12 protein-coding genes are annotated in these 14,750 nt (G+C 70.5%); 7 read left to right on the top strand and 5 right to left on the bottom strand.

Features of this window, described 5'->3' with window-relative positions:
- Positions 1 to 2: 2 nt before the first annotated feature.
- Genes LCN96_RS55190 through LCN96_RS55165 form a run of 6 tightly spaced genes read left to right on the top strand, consistent with a single transcriptional unit; the run spans position 3 to position 8,515 of the window.
- Positions 3 to 1,253: an ABC transporter substrate-binding protein gene (locus LCN96_RS55190; protein ID WP_225270360.1), complete on the top strand. Its 1,251-nt coding sequence runs from the start codon at positions 3 to 5 to the stop codon at positions 1,251 to 1,253.
- Positions 1,250 to 2,101, top strand: coding sequence for a carbohydrate ABC transporter permease (locus LCN96_RS55185; RefSeq protein WP_225270359.1), 852 nt, complete (start codon positions 1,250 to 1,252; stop codon positions 2,099 to 2,101). Before LCN96_RS55190 ends, LCN96_RS55185 begins: the two co-directional genes overlap by 4 nt.
- Positions 2,098 to 2,910: a carbohydrate ABC transporter permease gene (locus LCN96_RS55180; protein WP_225270358.1), complete on the top strand. Its 813-nt coding sequence runs from the start codon at positions 2,098 to 2,100 to the stop codon at positions 2,908 to 2,910. The genes LCN96_RS55185 and LCN96_RS55180 overlap by 4 nt, the downstream gene beginning before the upstream one ends.
- Positions 2,907 to 5,840: a glycoside hydrolase family 38 N-terminal domain-containing protein gene (locus LCN96_RS55175; protein ID WP_225270357.1), complete on the top strand. Its 2,934-nt coding sequence runs from the start codon at positions 2,907 to 2,909 to the stop codon at positions 5,838 to 5,840. The genes LCN96_RS55180 and LCN96_RS55175 overlap by 4 nt, the downstream gene beginning before the upstream one ends.
- A complete protein-coding gene (locus LCN96_RS55170) occupies positions 5,837 to 7,069 on the top strand; it encodes an enolase C-terminal domain-like protein (RefSeq protein WP_225270356.1) in 1,233 nt (410 codons plus the stop codon). The genes LCN96_RS55175 and LCN96_RS55170 overlap by 4 nt, the downstream gene beginning before the upstream one ends.
- Before the next feature lie 9 nt (positions 7,070 to 7,078).
- Positions 7,079 to 8,515: a S10 family peptidase gene (locus tag LCN96_RS55165; protein WP_225270355.1), complete on the top strand. Its 1,437-nt coding sequence runs from the start codon at positions 7,079 to 7,081 to the stop codon at positions 8,513 to 8,515.
- Here the strand turns inward: LCN96_RS55165 and LCN96_RS55160 are convergent.
- From LCN96_RS55160 to LCN96_RS55140, 5 genes are all read right to left on the bottom strand, one after another.
- Positions 8,474 to 9,304, bottom strand: a complete 831-nt coding sequence (locus LCN96_RS55160; RefSeq protein WP_225270354.1) for a hypothetical protein — start codon at positions 9,302 to 9,304, stop codon at positions 8,474 to 8,476. The two genes, LCN96_RS55165 and LCN96_RS55160, sit on opposite strands and share 42 nt — an antisense overlap.
- A gap of 80 nt (positions 9,305 to 9,384) precedes the next feature.
- Positions 9,385 to 9,804, bottom strand: coding sequence for a peptidase inhibitor family I36 protein (locus tag LCN96_RS55155; RefSeq protein WP_225270353.1), 420 nt, complete (start codon positions 9,802 to 9,804; stop codon positions 9,385 to 9,387).
- Between the two features lie 254 nt (positions 9,805 to 10,058).
- Entirely contained in the window at positions 10,059 to 10,829 is a 771-nt protein-coding gene (locus LCN96_RS55150; RefSeq protein ID WP_225270352.1) for an SDR family NAD(P)-dependent oxidoreductase, read from the bottom strand.
- Positions 10,826 to 11,833 (bottom strand): DUF4432 family protein, encoded by a 1,008-nt coding sequence (locus tag LCN96_RS55145; RefSeq protein WP_225270351.1) that lies wholly within the window; start codon positions 11,831 to 11,833, stop codon positions 10,826 to 10,828. The genes LCN96_RS55150 and LCN96_RS55145 overlap by 4 nt, the downstream gene beginning before the upstream one ends.
- Positions 11,830 to 12,993, bottom strand: coding sequence for a DUF4185 domain-containing protein (locus tag LCN96_RS55140; RefSeq protein ID WP_225270350.1), 1,164 nt, complete (start codon positions 12,991 to 12,993; stop codon positions 11,830 to 11,832). Before LCN96_RS55140 ends, LCN96_RS55145 begins: the two co-directional genes overlap by 4 nt.
- A gap of 122 nt (positions 12,994 to 13,115) precedes the next feature.
- On the opposite strand from LCN96_RS55140, the gene LCN96_RS55135 reads away from it, so the two are divergent.
- Positions 13,116 to 14,726 carry an ABC-F family ATP-binding cassette domain-containing protein gene (locus LCN96_RS55135; protein ID WP_225270349.1) on the top strand — a complete coding sequence of 537 codons (1,611 nt, stop codon included), beginning with the start codon at positions 13,116 to 13,118 and terminating at the stop codon, positions 14,724 to 14,726.
- Positions 14,727 to 14,750: the final 24 nt, after the last annotated feature.

Here is a 14,750-nt window from a genome sequence, read left to right as displayed (position 1 = left end):
CCATGTACCGGTCACGTGTGGCCACGCTCGGCGTGGCGGCGCTCGTCCTGGCCGCCTGCGGCGGCAACGGCGCCGAGGCGCCGCAGAAGAAGACGGAGCTGACCCTCTACAACGACAAGGGTGCCTGGACGAAGTACTTCGACGAGATGGGCGCCCTGTCCAAGCAGAGCATCGGCCTGGGCATGAAGCCGACGGGATACACGGACTCTGCGCAGTACCAGGCCTTCATCAAGGCGTCGTTCCGCACGAACGTCAAGCCCGACCTGTTCACCTGGCAGACCGGGGGGATGCTGGAGGAGATCGTCAAGCAGAAGCAGGTGGCCGAGACCACGGCCGTCTGGCAGGAGGCGATCAAGGCGGGCGACCTGTCGCAGGACCTCGCGCCCTACTACACGGTAGGCGGCAAGCAGTACTGCGTGCCGATGAACGTCGCCTACTGGGGCATGTTCTACAACAAGAAGATCTTCGACAAGTACGACCTGAAGCCGCCGCAGACCTGGGACGACCTCGTCAAGACGGCGGAAACGCTCAAGCAGAACGGCGTGAAGGCGTTCTACCACACCAGCGTGCTGTTCTCGTTCGTCTGGTTCGAGCAGCTCATGGCCGGCACCGACCCCGACCTGTACGACCGCCTGTCCACCGGCAAGGCCAAGTACACCGACCCCGGCGTGGTGCAGGTGATGGAGCGGTGGAAGCAGCTCATCGACGCCGGCTACTTCATCAACCCGGGCGACAAGACCGACCCCGGCGACGTGCTGAAGACCGGCAAGGCGGCGATGGTGTCGTTCGGCACCTGGTTCAACACGAGCATGACCACGCGCAGCATGAAGGCCGGCACCGACTACGACTTCTTCGTCATCCCGAACGTCGACGCGGCACTGCCGAAGACGTCCATGATCTTCGAGAGCGGGCCGCTGTGCTCGCTCACCAAGGCGGCCGACCCCGACGCCAGCATGAAGTACCTCAAGTGGTGGACCACCTCCGAGGCGCAGGACAAGTGGGCCAAGAGCCGGGGTGACGTGAGCGCCAACCCGAAGGTGACGATCGACGACCCGGCGCTCGGCACGGTCACCAAGGACGCGGGCAGCGGCAAGTACCGCCTGGTCAACCGCTACTTCGAGGCGACGCCGCCGCCGATCCTGACCGCCGCGCTCGACGGGTTCAGCAAGTTCGTGACCGAGCCCGGCACCTACCAGGAGGTGCTGGAGAGCATCCAGAAGGCGGCGGACGAGTACTGGAGCACGCATCAGTGAGCCGCGCCGCCCCAATCCTCGGCAGGTTCAGGTACGGCTACGTGGCGCCGGCGGCGCTACTGGTCGCGGTGCTGCTGTACGCGCCGTTCGTGTGGACGGCGTACCTGAGCCTGACCCGTTACGACGGCCTGGAGTCGCCTGTCTGGGTGGGCCTGGCCAACTTCGCGAAGCTGTTCGACGACGCGGCGCTGCTCATCTCGACCCGTAACACGCTGATCTGGGTGATCGGCACCATGGTGCTGCCGGTCGGGCTCGGGCTGCTGGTCGCGGTGCTGTCGTACGACATCAGGGGCGGCGCCTGGTACCGGGTGCCGTTCATGCTGCCGTACGCGCTCAGCGGGGCGGGCCTGGCCATGGTGTGGAGCCCGGTCCTGTCCCACGACGGCATCGCGAACCTGCTGCTCGGCGTGGACACCGCGTTCCTCCAGGAGGCGCCGACGAACACGTTCGCGATGCTCGCCGTCTGGACGTGGCAGCAGCTCGGCGTCAACACCCTGCTGTTCGTGGTGGGGCTGCAGTCGATCCCGAAGGAGCCGATCGAGGCGGCGCGGCTGGACGGGGCGTCGGGCTGGCGGCTGTTCCGGCACGTGATCTGGCCGCTCATGCGGCCGCTGACGGCGGTCGTGGTGGGGCTGGCGCTGGTGTCGAGCCTGAAGACGTTCGACATCGTGTGGGTGCTGACCCAGGGCGGCCCGGGGCGCAACTCCGAGACGCTCGCGGTGACCATGTACAAGGAGACGTTCGTGGCCAGCGACTACGGTTACGGCTCGGCCGTCGCGGTGATGCTGACCGTCGTGACGGGGCTGGCGTCGTACCTGTACCTGCGCAGGCAGGTGACGGTCGCATGATCAGGCGTGCCGTGCTCGTCCTGCTCGGCCTGGTCTGGCTAGGGCCGACGTACCTGCTGCTGGTCAACGCCGCGCGGCCGGCGGACTCCTACGACCCGGCCAGCGCGTGGGTCCCGTCGGGGGACTTCGCGCTGCTGGAGAACTTCGCGCGGGCCGTGGAGGGCGCGAACCTCGGCGGCAGCCTGGCCAGCACCGCGCTCTACAGCGTCGTCTCGCCGCTGCTCGGCGTGCTCATCGGGGCGCTGGCCGGGTACGTGATCGTGGTGCTGCGGCTGCGGTACGGGTTCTGGTGGTTCCTGCTGATCTTCGGCGGCACCGTCTTCCCGTCCCAGATGTTGCTGGTGCCGCTCTTCGTCGGCTACAGCGACGCCGGCCTGTACGACACGCGCCTCGGCCTGATCATCCTCTACACGGCGATCAACGTGCCGCTGGCCGCGTTCGTGCTGCGCAACTACTACGCCGGCGTGGCGTTCTCGATCTTCGAGGCGGCCCGCATGGACGGCGCCTCGACCTTCCGCGTCTTCTGGCGCATCTACCTGCCGATGTCGCTGCCCGCGCTGACGGCGGTGTTCATCCTGGAGTTCACCTTCATCTGGAACGACCTGATCTTCGGCCTCACCCTCACCCAGACCGAGGACGTGCGGCCGGTCATGACGGCCATCGCGGGCCTCATGACCGACGTGTACGCCGGCACCCCGGTCCCCGTCGGCCTGGCGGCGGGGCTGGTGGTCTCGCTGCCGACCGTCGTGTTGTTCCTCGCCACCCAGCGCCTGTTCGCCAGGGGCCTGTCTCTAGGGAGTGTTCAATGACCAGCCGGTTGCTCCAGCGCAGCCTGGGAAGCCCCGACTACGACGGCATCAGGCAGGCGCTGCGCGACGACACCTCCACGCCCGTGATCAGCGTGCGCGGGCTGGAGGTGCGGGTCGCGGTGCTGCCGCTGTTCACCCACGACGGCCGCCAGGCGGTCAGGGTCTCCAGCACCGAGCCGCTGACGCACGTGCTGGTCGGCGTGGACAGCGCGTCGGGCAGCGACGTGACGCTGCTGGTGCCCGAGGTGGACGCGCCGCGCGTGCTGACCCTGGAGTGCCGCGACGACGCCGGGGTGGTGGGCAGCGCGCGGATCACGGTGACGCCGCAGCGCAAGTGGCACGTGTTCGTGGTGCACCACTCGCATCTCGACATCGGCTACACCGACCCGCAGGGCACGGTGCTGCGCCACCATCTCGACTACCTCGACGCGGCGCTGCGGCTGGCGGAGGAGACCGCGTCCTGGCCGGACGACGCGCGGTTCCGGTGGACGGTGGAGTCGTCGATGCCGGCGCTGAAGTGGCTCGACGCGCGGCCGAAGGACATGGTCGACTCCTTCGCCGCGCTGGCCAGGGCGGGCGCGATCGAGGTGACCGCGCTGCCGTTCCAGCTGCACACCGAGGCGTGCTCGACCGAGGAGCTGCACCGGCAGTTGCGCTTCACCGCCCAGCTCGAACGGCGCTTCGGCTTCAGCACCAGATCGGCCATGCACACCGACGTGCCGGGTGCCGTGGTGGGGCTGGTGGACGCGCTCAGCGCGGCGGGCGTGCGGTACCTGGCCGCCGCCCACAACTGGGCCGGCCGGTCCGTGCCCTACCTGCACGGCGGCGACAAGCTGACGCGGCCGTTCCGGTGGCGGGCGCCGAGCGGGAACGAGATCCTCGTGTGGTTCACCGACACGCCGCACGGGATGGCGTACATGGAGGGCAACACGGTCGGGCTCACCGACTCCTACGACCTGGCCGACGACCTGCTGCCGCGTTACCTGTCGGCGCTGGCCACGCGGGGTTACCCGTACGGGCCGGGCACCTTCGGGTGGCAGGGGCCGGACGCGCCGAAGGAGCCGTACGAGCTGGACGTGCTGCACCTGCGCGTGCAGGGCGCGCACGCCGACAACGCGGGCCCGTCGATCGTGCCCGCGACGATCGCCCGCCGCTGGAACGAGCAGTGGGCCTACCCGCGCCTGCGCTCGGCCGTGAACAGCGACTTCTTCGAGTTCGTCGAGGAGCGCTACCACGACCGGCTGGCCGTGCACGAGGGCGACTGGACCGACTGGTGGGCCGACGGGCTCGGCTCCGGCGCGCGGCCCCTGGGCTACGTGCGCCGGGCGCAGTCGGCGCTGCGCGTGGCCGAGACGCTGCACACCCTGGCGGGCGTGGACGCCACCGAGCAGGTGGACGAGGCCTACGACAAGGTTGCGCTGTTCAACGAGCACACGTGGGGCGCGGCCAACCCGTGGGAGGACGCCGAGGAGGCGGGCGACTCCGGCGGGCTGCAGTGGACGCGCAAGTCGTCGGGCGCCTACGCGGCGCAGGACGACGCCGCCGACCTGCTGCACGCCGGGGTCCGCAGGTTCGGCGCGGCGCTGTCGGAGTCGGGCGGTGAGGGTGGGGCGCTGGCCTCGTTCGCCGTCTTCAACCCCGCGACGCGGGCGCGGACGGACGTCGTACGGGCGTTCCTGCCCAGGGACGTGGTGGGCGTGGAGGTGCCGATCGCGCTGGTGGACGCCAGGACGGGGCGGACGCTGCCGCACCACGAGGAGTTCGTGGACCCCGACGACTGGCCGACCCGGCCGATCGGGCGGCACATCCACGCCGTCGTGCCGGATGTCTCCGGATTCAGCTATGTGCGGGTGGATGTCGTGCCGGGCGAGAGCCAGGCGCCCGAGCCGGTCGAGCTCGATCTCGACGGAGTGATCGAGAACGAGTTCTACCGGGTCGCCTACGACGTGCGTGAGGGCTACCTCTCCTCGATCTTCGACAAGCGGGCGGGCCGCGAGCTGGTCAACGGCGACGCGGCGGCGGGCTTCGGCCAGTACGTCTACGACCAGTACGCCACCGCCCCGCATTTCAACCACCTGTCGGGACACGTGGGCGCGCACGACCGCACCCTGCTCGGCGACCGGGCCATCGGCACCCACGCCACGATCAAGGAGGTCCGGCGCACGGCGGTCGGCGAGAAGCTGGTCGTGGAGCTGCGCGGCAAGGGCGTCGACTGGATCCGCACCACGGTCGAGCTGCACTACGGCGTGCCCCGCCTGGACCTGACCTACCAGCTCGCCAAGCAGGGCACCCCGGCCAAGGAGGCGGTGTTCCTGGCCTTCCCGTTCGCCGCGGGCCCGCCCACCGCCTGGGAGCTGACCGGCGGCGTCGGCGGCCCCGGCGTGCCCAGGGTGCCGGGCTCGGCCGAGTACATGTTGCCGATCAGGCACTGGATCGCCTTCGAGGACCCCGAGCTGACCGTCGCCTGGGCCACGCTGGAGGCGCCGCTGGTGCAGCTCGGCACCATCCACATGCCGTACGCGCCGTTCCCGCCCACGCTCGACCAGGAGGACGGCACCGTCTACTCGTGGGCGCTCAACAACATCTGGGACACCAACTTCCCCGCGCAGCAGCAGGGCGAGACCACGTTCCGGTACGCGGTCGGCTCGGAGAGCGGGGCCCAGGGGCGCAGGCTGGGCGCCGCGGTGGCCGCCGGCCTGACCGAGCCGTTCGTCGGCGCGCTGATCACCGACAGCCCGGCGAGCGAGGAGACGTACGTGTCCGTCGATCACCCGGACGTCCTGGTCACGTCCCTGGGCTGGGACGGGGTGCGGCTGCAGTCGCTGGCCGCCGAGCCGGTCGAGGTCAGGGTGTCGCGGCCGGGACACGAGACAGCCGAGGTCACGCTGCCCGCGTGCGGGGTGGCGATCGTCAGGGGGACGCGCCAGTGAAGATCGTCGACATCCGGGCCACCACGGTCGCGGTCCCGCTGGAGGCGCCGCTGCGGCACAGCAACGGCGCGCACTGGGGCCGGTTCGTCCGCACGATCGTCGAGGTCGAGGCGGACAACGGGCTGGTCGGGCTGGGGGAGATGGGCGGCGGCGGGGAGAGCGCGGAGTCGGCCTTCCGCGCGCTCAAGCCGTACCTGGAGGGGCACGACCCGTTCCAGCTCGAAGCGCTACGCTTCAAGATCGCGAACCCGACGGCCTCGCTCTACAACAACCGCACGCAGCTCCTGGCCGCGATCGAGTTCGCCTGCCTCGACCTCATCGGCCGGCACCTGGAGGTGCCCGTCTGCGACCTGCTGGGCGGGCGGCTGCGCGACGCGGTGCCGTTCGCCTCGTACCTGTTCTTCCGGTACGCCGCCGACGGCCACGGCGAGATCCGCACCCCCGGGCAGCTCGTCGAGCACACCAGGGCGCTGAAGGAGCGGCATGGGTTCACGGTGCACAAGCTCAAGGGCGGCGTCTTCCCGCCGGACTACGAGCTGGAGTGCTACCGCGCGCTGGCCGAGGCGTTCCCCGGCGACCGGCTCAGGTACGACCCCAACGCCGTGCTGTCGGTGGCCGAGGGGCTGCGCTTCGGCCGGGCCATCGAGCACCTGAACAACGACTACCTGGAGGACCCGGTCTGGGGGCTCGAAGGGCTGCGGGCCGTGCGCGAGCAGGTCAGGGTGCCGCTGGCGACGAACACGGTGGTGGTCAACTTCGAGCAGTTGGCCTCCAACGTGTTGCGCAGGGGCGCCGACGTGGTGCTGCTGGACACGACGTTCTGGGGCGGCATCAGGCCGTGCGTGAAGGCGGCGGGGGTGTGCGAGACGTTCCAGCTCGGGGTGGCCGTGCACTCGTCGGGGGAGCTGGGCATCCAGCTGGCGACCATGCTGCATCTGGGCGCGGTGCTGCCGAACCTCACCTACGCGGCCGACGCGCACTACCACCAGCTCAGGGACGACGTGATCGAGGGCGGCAAGCTGGCGTACTCGGAGGGCGCCATCGCCGTGCCGGAGGGCCCGGGGCTGGGGGTGCGCCTGGATCCGGACAAGGTCGCCCGCTACGCCGAGTTCTACCGGGAGACAGGGGGCTATCCGTATGACCGTGATCCCGGGCGGCCCGGGTGGTACGCGACGGTCCCGAACGAGCGATTCGCCGATCCGGATATGTCGGTGGAAATCAGACCATAATTGGCCAACATGTCTGAAGAGTCGAAGCCGGCAACCCCCGCTGACAACCTGGTCACCACCTCCCACGCCCTGCCTTCAGGGGAGTCCTACACCGCCACCACCGGCACCCTGGTGTTGCGCGAAGAGGTGACCACGGACGGCAAGTTCGAGGGTCTGCGCCCGAAGGCCGAGGTGTTCGTCACCGCGTACACGATGGCCGGGGCCGACCCGCTGACCAGGCCGGTCACGTTCGCGTTCAACGGCGGGCCCGGCTCGTCCAGCGTGTGGCTGCACCTCGGCGTGCTCGGGCCGCGCCGGGTCGTCATGGGCGACGCGGGGGCGCTGCTGCCGCCGCCGTACGGGCTGGCGGACAACGAGGAGAGCCTGCTGCGGGTGAGCGACCTGGTCTTCATCGACCCGGTCTCCACCGGCTACTCGCGGGTGGCGGAAGGGGAGAAGACCGAGCCGTACCACGGCTTCTCCGGCGACGTCGAGTCGATCGGGGAGGTCATCCGGCTGTGGACGAGCAGGAACGGGCGGTGGATGTCGCCGAAGTTCCTGGCCGGCGAGTCGTACGGGACGGTCAGGGCGTCCGCGCTGGCCGAGCACCTGCAGTCGCGGTACGGCATGTACCTCAACGGGGTGATGCTCATCTCCTCGGTGCTCGACTACATCACCGGCGAGTTCAACGAGGGCAACGACCTGGCCTACGCCCTGTACCTGCCGACGTACGCGGCGATCGCGCACTACCACGGGCTGCACGGGGACCGGCCGCTGGCCGAGGTGCTGCGCGAGGCCGAGGAGTACGCCGACCGCGACTACCTGTGGGCGCTGGCCCGCGGCAACCGCCTCCCGGCGGCGGAGCGCTCGGCCGCGGTCGCCAAGGTCGCGGCGCTGACCGGGCTCAGCGAGGACTACGTGGACCGGGTCAACCTGCGCATCGAGCACATCCGCTTCTTCACCGAGGTGCTGCGCCCGCGCCGCCGGACCGTCGGCCGGCTCGACGGCCGCTTCACCGGCTGGGACCCGGACGCCGGCCGCGAGCACTTCACCGCCGACCCCAGCATGGACGCCATCATGGGGCCCTACAGCGCGGCGCTCAACCACTATCTGCGCACCGAGCTGGGCTACGCCAACGACCTGCCGTACGAGATCCTCACCTCGCGCGTGTGGCCGTGGTCGTACAAGGAGTTCGAGAACGCGCACGTGCAGGTGGCCTCGCGCCTGTCCGCCGCCATGCGGGCCAACCCGCACCTGCGGGTGCACGTGGCCTGCGGCTACCACGACGGCGCGACCCCGTACTTCGCGGCCGAGCACACTTTCGCCCACCTGGCCGTGCCCGCCGAGCTGACGGGCAACGTCGAGTTCAAGTACTACGAGGCCGGCCACATGATGTACGTGCACGAGCCCAGCAGGCTCCAGCAGTCAGCCGACCTTGCGGCCTTCGTGCTCGGCGAGCAGGCGTGAGGCCCGCTCCAGGCGCTGCCTGAGGTTGACGCGCAGGGCGCCGAACCGCTCGGGGTTGTCGCGGATGACGGCCCGCTGCAGCTCGGTGTCCGCCGCGTACCAGGCGGCGACCAGGCCCGACGACCACTTGCACGCGGTGTCGGCCATCGCGGTCTGCTTCTCCTCCTCGGTCACGGCCGGCTTGTCGAGGTCCCAGCGGCTGTCGGCGATGGCCGCCTCGGGAGCCGGATAGGGGTGCCCGGCCCGGCTCATGCACGAGGACCAGCGCTTGACCGCCGCGGTGACCGACGGGTGCTTGGCGGCCTGCTCCAGCGTGAGCGAGTCCTGTAGGGCCAGCCACGGCCAGTCGGCCTTGCGCACGCCCCTGTCCAGGAAGAGCGTCGCGCGGTCCAGGCAGCCCCGGTCGGCCGCGGTGCCGTACAGGCGGTGGCGGGTGCGCTTGGGCAGCTTGCCCGCCCAGGTGCCGGTGGTGTCGGGTGAGGGCGGCCTGGCCAGGTGATAGCCGCTGCTCCTGGCGGCCTCGGGGTCGGTGACACCGTAGCGGCGGGAGTTGCCGGGGTCCACGGCGGCCAGCATGGCCGGGTCCTCGGCGGGCGGGGCGATGGAGATGCCCTGCTTGCGCATGCAGCGCACGACGAGACGGTTGTGGGCGTTGCCCAGGACGGCCCGCTGATGGGGAGTGGTCTTGTACGCGTCGAACGGCAGCGTCAGCTCCTTGACGGAGGTGACGCCCCGCACGGGCGCCGGCGGCGCGGGCTCGTCGGCGCCGCAGGCCGCGGCGGTCGTCATCAGCAGCAGCGTGCACGCGATAAATCCGCGGCAGCCGGTTTCCGGCGGCCAAGCCCGGAAACCGGCACTCCCCATAATGCTCAGTGGCACCAGATGTCGATCGCGCTGGTGCGGTTGTTCCCGACAGCGTTGTTCGCCAGGAAACCGTCGTTCGAGTTGTGCGTGAACGTGCTGTGCGCACCGGTGTAACCGGGGTGCTGCCAGAGGGTGGCGCTGCAGCCGACCCGGTTCCTGATCGAGCTGGTCTCGTTGTTCATGCTGTGCCAGGAGTTGCTGAAGTCCCAGTTCAGCCAGTTGTTGTCCTCGAAGTTCGAGTCGTCCTTGGTGAAGTCCCGCCAGTGGTCGACCTGACCGCGGTTGTAGTCGAATCCGGCGTACAGGCAGACGCGACCTCCGTAGCAGGTCGAGCGGGGGCTTGCCGCCGCGGTGGCAGCGGGCGCCACCACGGCGAGCATCGCGGCCGCGGCGACGAAGCCGGCGGCCTTCTTGAATAGCCTCACAGGTCTCTCCTCGATCGGTGAGTCATTTCGACCTCGTAACTTAGCGTGCGGAATCGAACACGAGTCGTTGTGACTCGCCGATTCCCTGAGGCTTCGCGCCCGGGTGAGGGTCGCGTGCCCGGCCCGCCAGACCCACTCGTATCAGTGGTGTGACCTGGGTGTTCGTCGCATTGACGCAACTGTTGCCAGCTCGGGTGGGCGAACGGAGGAACCCGTGGCCTCCGCTCGACCCATTCCAGGGACAGCTATCTCCTTTATTCAGGAAGGGCAGCCGGATTGCGTGCCAGGAGACCGCCGTCCACGCGGTGCTCGGCGCCGGTGATGAACGACGAGCGCGGCCCCGCCAGGAACGCCACCACCTCGGCCACCTCCTCCGGCCGCCCCACGCGGCCCAGCGGATGGGCCTTGCCCCACTGCGCGACCTGCTCGTCCTGCGACAGCTCGCCCCGCCAGAGGTCCGCCGCCCAGCGCAGCATGGGGGTGTCCACCGAGCCGGGGCAGACCGCGTTGACCCTGATCCCGTCGGCCGCGTGGTCGAGTGCCATGGCCCGCACCAGGCCGTTGAGCGCGGCCTTGCTCGTGCTGTAGGCCGCCACCTGCGCCTGCGAGGCGAACGCCTGCACCGACGAGACGACCACGACGGAGCCGCCGCCGCGCTCGCGCAACCTGGGGACGGCGGCCTTGCAGGTGAGGTAGACGCCCTTGAGGTTGATGTCCATCACCTCGTCCCAGACGTCCTCGGGGGTGTCCTCGACGGTGCCGTACCGCTGCACGCCCGCGCAGGTCACCACGACGTCGAGCCCGCCGTACCGGGTGACGGCCAGCTCCACCAGGTCGCGCAGCTCGCCGGCCCGGCGCACGTCGGCGATCCGGCCCGTGACGCGCTCGCCGTCCTGCTCGGCCTCCTTGTCCACGCCGCAGAACACCACGGACGCGCCGCCGGCCGCCAGCCGGTCCACCACCGCGCGCCCGATGCCCGTCGACCCGCCCGTGACCAGCGCCACCTTGCCGTCGAACTCCGTCATGCCAGCACCTCCGCGCGCAACCTCAGCACCTTCGTCTCCTGCGGGCCCAGGACGAGGGCCGTGCCGTTGGCCACGGCGGCGGCCAGCCCGTCGGTCGGCATGCCCGCGAACGGCTCCAGCCCGACCGTGTACGCCCGTCCCCACCACGGGTAGCCGGTGGACGCGCCCAGCTCCTGCCACATCCACAGGTACGGCAGCACCGTCGCGTCCCACGTCACCCGCATACCGATATCCCCAGAAATCTCGTACCAACCCTCGTCGCCGAAGCCGGTCAGATAGACGATGTCGCTCGGCGTCCCCGGCTCCGGCACGACGCTCAGATCCGTCTCGCCGCCCCCGTGGGCGGGCACGACGGGCCACGTGCCGCCCGCCCGCACCCTGCGCTGCGGGGGATTGATCGCGCTCTCGTGCGGGATCACGGTGATGCCGTCGGGCAGCCTGATCCGGGCCCCGGGGCGCAGGAACGGCGGGCCGTACACGAGGTGCTGGCCCCACATGGCGTGCAGCCGCAGGCCCGACTCGTTCGTGGCCCGCCCCTCGACCTCCAGCGCCGCCGTGCCGGACCGCAACCGGAAGACCTTCTCCATCCGGTACGGCAGCCGCCGCGTCCGCACGCTGAGCCGGACCGCGACCTCCTCGGGGGAGTCGGCCACGACCTCGCACTCCCACGGCAGCCCCGCCACCTCGCCGTGCTGCGCCAGCCGCGCGCCCCGGTATTCGCTGGGCGCGCCGCCGCTGGGGAAGATCTCCTGCCAGCCGCCCTCGTAGTGGTCGACGAACTGGGCGACGTCGTCGGCGGCGCCCTGGAGGTGGTCGCGGGGGTCGCGCAGGCCCTGCGGCGCCAGCCAGACGAAGTCCGTGTCGGTGGGCTTGTGCAGCAGCTCCACCACGTCTCCCCCCTTGCCGGGCAGCACGGTCACCCGCAGCCGCTCGTTCTCCAGCGTGACCGCCCGCAGCCCGTCGATCGTGCCGTGCCGCAGCCGGGCCGCCCAGTTGCGCCTCATCCGAAGGTCACGTCCAGGAACCGCGGTCGGTAGATGGTCACGTCGCGGTAGTGGTCGGTGTTGACGAAGCTGTTGACGTTGTACGACACCACGAGCCCCGGGCCGTCGACCTCGGGGTGGGCGTGGGCGTTGTAGGTGAAGATGTTCCCGCTCGTCTCGGGGGTCGTGTAGACGTGCTGCTTGCCGGTGAACGGCCCGAAGGGGGAGCACGCGGAGTAGGCCACGATGTTCGGGCTCAGCACCTCGGTCGTGTCGTGCGTGATGAGCACGTAACCGTCGCCGACCCGGCTGACGCTGTACTCGTTGGCCACGCCGCTCATCACCCGCGCGGAGTCGGCCTCGCTGACCGACCAGGTGCCGTCGGCCTTGAGGTACTCCCATCGGCCCAGCAGGCTCTGTCCCTCGACCCGGGCGATGTGCATGTACTTGGGCGAGCCGAGGTCCTCGACCCCGTAGACGTAGGTGTACCCGCCGTCCTTCAGGATCCCCGAGGCCCAGGTCACGCCGTGCCCGCTCGGCAGGTCGTGCACGCTGATCGGCCGGTTCAGCCGGCCAGGGGCGAACCTGGCCACCACGTTCCGGTGCCAGCGCCAGTCCCAGGCGCCGGTGCCGTACCGCTCGTACTCCTGGTAGGTGACCTCGACCACGCCGCCGGCGAGCGTCGCGTCACCCGCCCAGTACCAGTGCTTGCCGTCGCGCGGCGGCATCACGGCCGTCGGCTTGGCGGGGGTGCCGTCGTGGATCGTGGACAGCCGCCCGTTTCGTTCGACGGCGAAGGAGTTGTTCAGGAACACCGTCGTGCCGCCCTCCTCGACCACCGGCGGCCGGGACCCGTCCGGGTTCACCTGGCCGAGGAAGGTGTCGGAGAACACCCAGAGCTCCTTGCCGCCCGGGAGCTTGAGCGAGTAGGTGCCGTCCGCGCCGGTCCAGTCGTCCACGCGGCTGTTGTCGTTGCCGTAAGTGGTGAACAGGCTGGTCAGCCGGGTGTTGGTGGTCGTGCTCCGTACGGTCGGGGCACAGGCGGAGGCGGCCGCCGGGGCCTGCTGCTGTTGTACGGCGGGCACCGGCTTGGGCGGCGCGGCCCAGGCGGGCTGCGGCACGGCCGTGAAGCCGGCCAGCGCGATGGCGAGGGGTGCCAGGGCGGTGCGGAATCGCGTCATCACACGTCCTAGGGGAGGGGTTCCCTACAGTTCTAGTCATTAGATCACTTACTGTCTAGGGCCCCCGCGAGTCCGCGGAAATCAGGATGACCGCGTGGCGGCCCGCCCGTTAACCTGCCGGGATGGGCCACGTTGAAGTAGGACATCTGACGTACGTGCTGCCCGACGGGCGGCCCCTGCTCAACGACGTGTCCTTCAGGATCGGCGAGGGTGTGAAGGCGGCGCTGGTCGGGCCCAACGGCGCGGGCAAGACCACGCTCATGCGCGTGATCGCCGGTGACGCGCAGCCGGTCGAGGGCAGCGTGGCCAGCTCCGGCGGGCTGGGCGTGATGCGGCAGTTCATCGGCAGCGTGCGCGACGGCAGCAACGTGCGCGACCTGCTGCTGGGCGTGGCGCCGCCCGCCGTGCGGCAGGCGGCGGAGCGGCTCGACGCGGCCGAGCTGATGATGATGGAGCGCGACGACGAGAAGACGCAGCTGCGTTACGCGCAGGCCATCAGCGACTACACCGACGCCGGCGGCTACGACATCGAGGTGCTGTGGGACACCTGCACGGTGGCCGCCCTCGGCGTGCCCTTCGAGCGGGTGAAGTACCGCGACGTGTCGACGCTGTCGGGCGGCGAGCAGAAACGCCTGGTCCTGGAGGCGCTGCTGCGCGGCCCCGACCAGACCCTGCTGCTCGACGAGCCCGACAACTACCTCGACGTGCCCGGCAAGGAGTGGCTGGAGCAGCAGCTCAACGAGACGCCCAAGACCGTGCTGCTGGTCAGCCACGACCGCCAGCTCCTGGCCAACGCCGCCGACCGCATCATCACCGTCGAGTCCGGCAACATCTGGATCCACGGCGGCGGCTTCACCACCTACGCTGAGGCCCGCAAGGCCCGCAACGAGCGGCTCGACGAGCTGCGCAGGCGCTGGGACGAGGAGCACGCCAAGCTCAAGGCCCTGGTCAACATGCTGAAGAACAAGGCGCGCTACAACGACGGCATGGCCCCGGCCTACCACGCCGCCCAGACGCGGCTGCGCAGGTTCGAGGAGGCCGGGCCGCCCGAGGTGGCGCCGAGCGAGCAGAACATCAAGATGCGCCTGCGCGGCGGCCGCACCGGCAAGCGCGCGGTGATCTGCGAGGGGCTGGAGCTGTCCGGCCTGATGCGCCCGTTCGACCTGGAGGTCTGGTACGGCGAGCGCGTCGCGGTGCTCGGCTCCAACGGCTCGGGCAAGTCCCACTTCCTGCGCCTGCTGGCGGGCGAGCCGGTCGCCCACGAGGGCGTGGCCAGGCTGGGCGCCCGCGTGGTCCCCGGCCACTTCGCCCAGACGCACGCCCGCCCCGACCTGCTCGGCCGCACCCCGGTCGAGATCGTCATGACCGAGCACGCCAGGCTCAAGAACGAGGCGATGAAGATCCTGGCCCGCTACGAGCTGGCCGGGCTGATCGCCGAGCAGCGCTTCGACACGCTGTCGGGCGGGCAGCAGGCACGCCTGCAGATCCTGCTGCTGGAGCTGTCGGGGGCCACGCTGCTGCTGCTCGACGAGCCGACCGACAACCTCGACCTGGCCAGCGCGGAGGCGCTGCAGGTGGGGCTGGAGGCGTTCGACGGCACGGTGCTGGCGGTCACCCACGACCGGTGGTTCGCCGCCGACTTCGACCGCTACCTGGTCTTCGGCTCCGACGGCACGGTCTACGAGTCGCCCGAGCCGGTCTGGGACGAGTCGAGGGTCGTGCGTCCCCGTTAAAGATTGCGTAGGGCTGGCGCGTGT

This window comes from Nonomuraea gerenzanensis, assembly GCF_020215645.1.
GTDB lineage: Bacteria > Actinomycetota > Actinomycetes > Streptosporangiales > Streptosporangiaceae > Nonomuraea > Nonomuraea gerenzanensis.
The sequence above is the reverse complement of the archived record's forward strand: the minus strand, read 5'-3'. Positions and strand labels throughout refer to the sequence as shown.

Excerpts from the sequence above, each read along its gene's own strand:
- LCN96_RS55135 (WP_225270349.1), top strand. The coding sequence starts at position 13,116 with ATGGGCCACGTTGAAGTAGGACATCTGACGTACGTGCTGCCCGACGGG.
- LCN96_RS55145 (WP_225270351.1), bottom strand. The coding sequence starts at position 11,833 with ATGAGGCGCAACTGGGCGGCCCGGCTGCGGCACGGCACGATCGACGGG.
- LCN96_RS55150 (WP_225270352.1), bottom strand. The coding sequence starts at position 10,829 with ATGACGGAGTTCGACGGCAAGGTGGCGCTGGTCACGGGCGGGTCGACG.
- LCN96_RS55160 (WP_225270354.1), bottom strand. The coding sequence starts at position 9,304 with ATGACGACCGCCGCGGCCTGCGGCGCCGACGAGCCCGCGCCGCCGGCG.
- LCN96_RS55165 (WP_225270355.1), top strand. The coding sequence starts at position 7,079 with ATGTCTGAAGAGTCGAAGCCGGCAACCCCCGCTGACAACCTGGTCACC.
- LCN96_RS55190 (WP_225270360.1), top strand. The coding sequence starts at position 3 with ATGTACCGGTCACGTGTGGCCACGCTCGGCGTGGCGGCGCTCGTCCTG.
- LCN96_RS55140 (WP_225270350.1), bottom strand. The coding sequence starts at position 12,993 with ATGACGCGATTCCGCACCGCCCTGGCACCCCTCGCCATCGCGCTGGCC.
- LCN96_RS55175 (WP_225270357.1), top strand. The coding sequence starts at position 2,907 with ATGACCAGCCGGTTGCTCCAGCGCAGCCTGGGAAGCCCCGACTACGAC.
- LCN96_RS55180 (WP_225270358.1), top strand. The coding sequence starts at position 2,098 with ATGATCAGGCGTGCCGTGCTCGTCCTGCTCGGCCTGGTCTGGCTAGGG.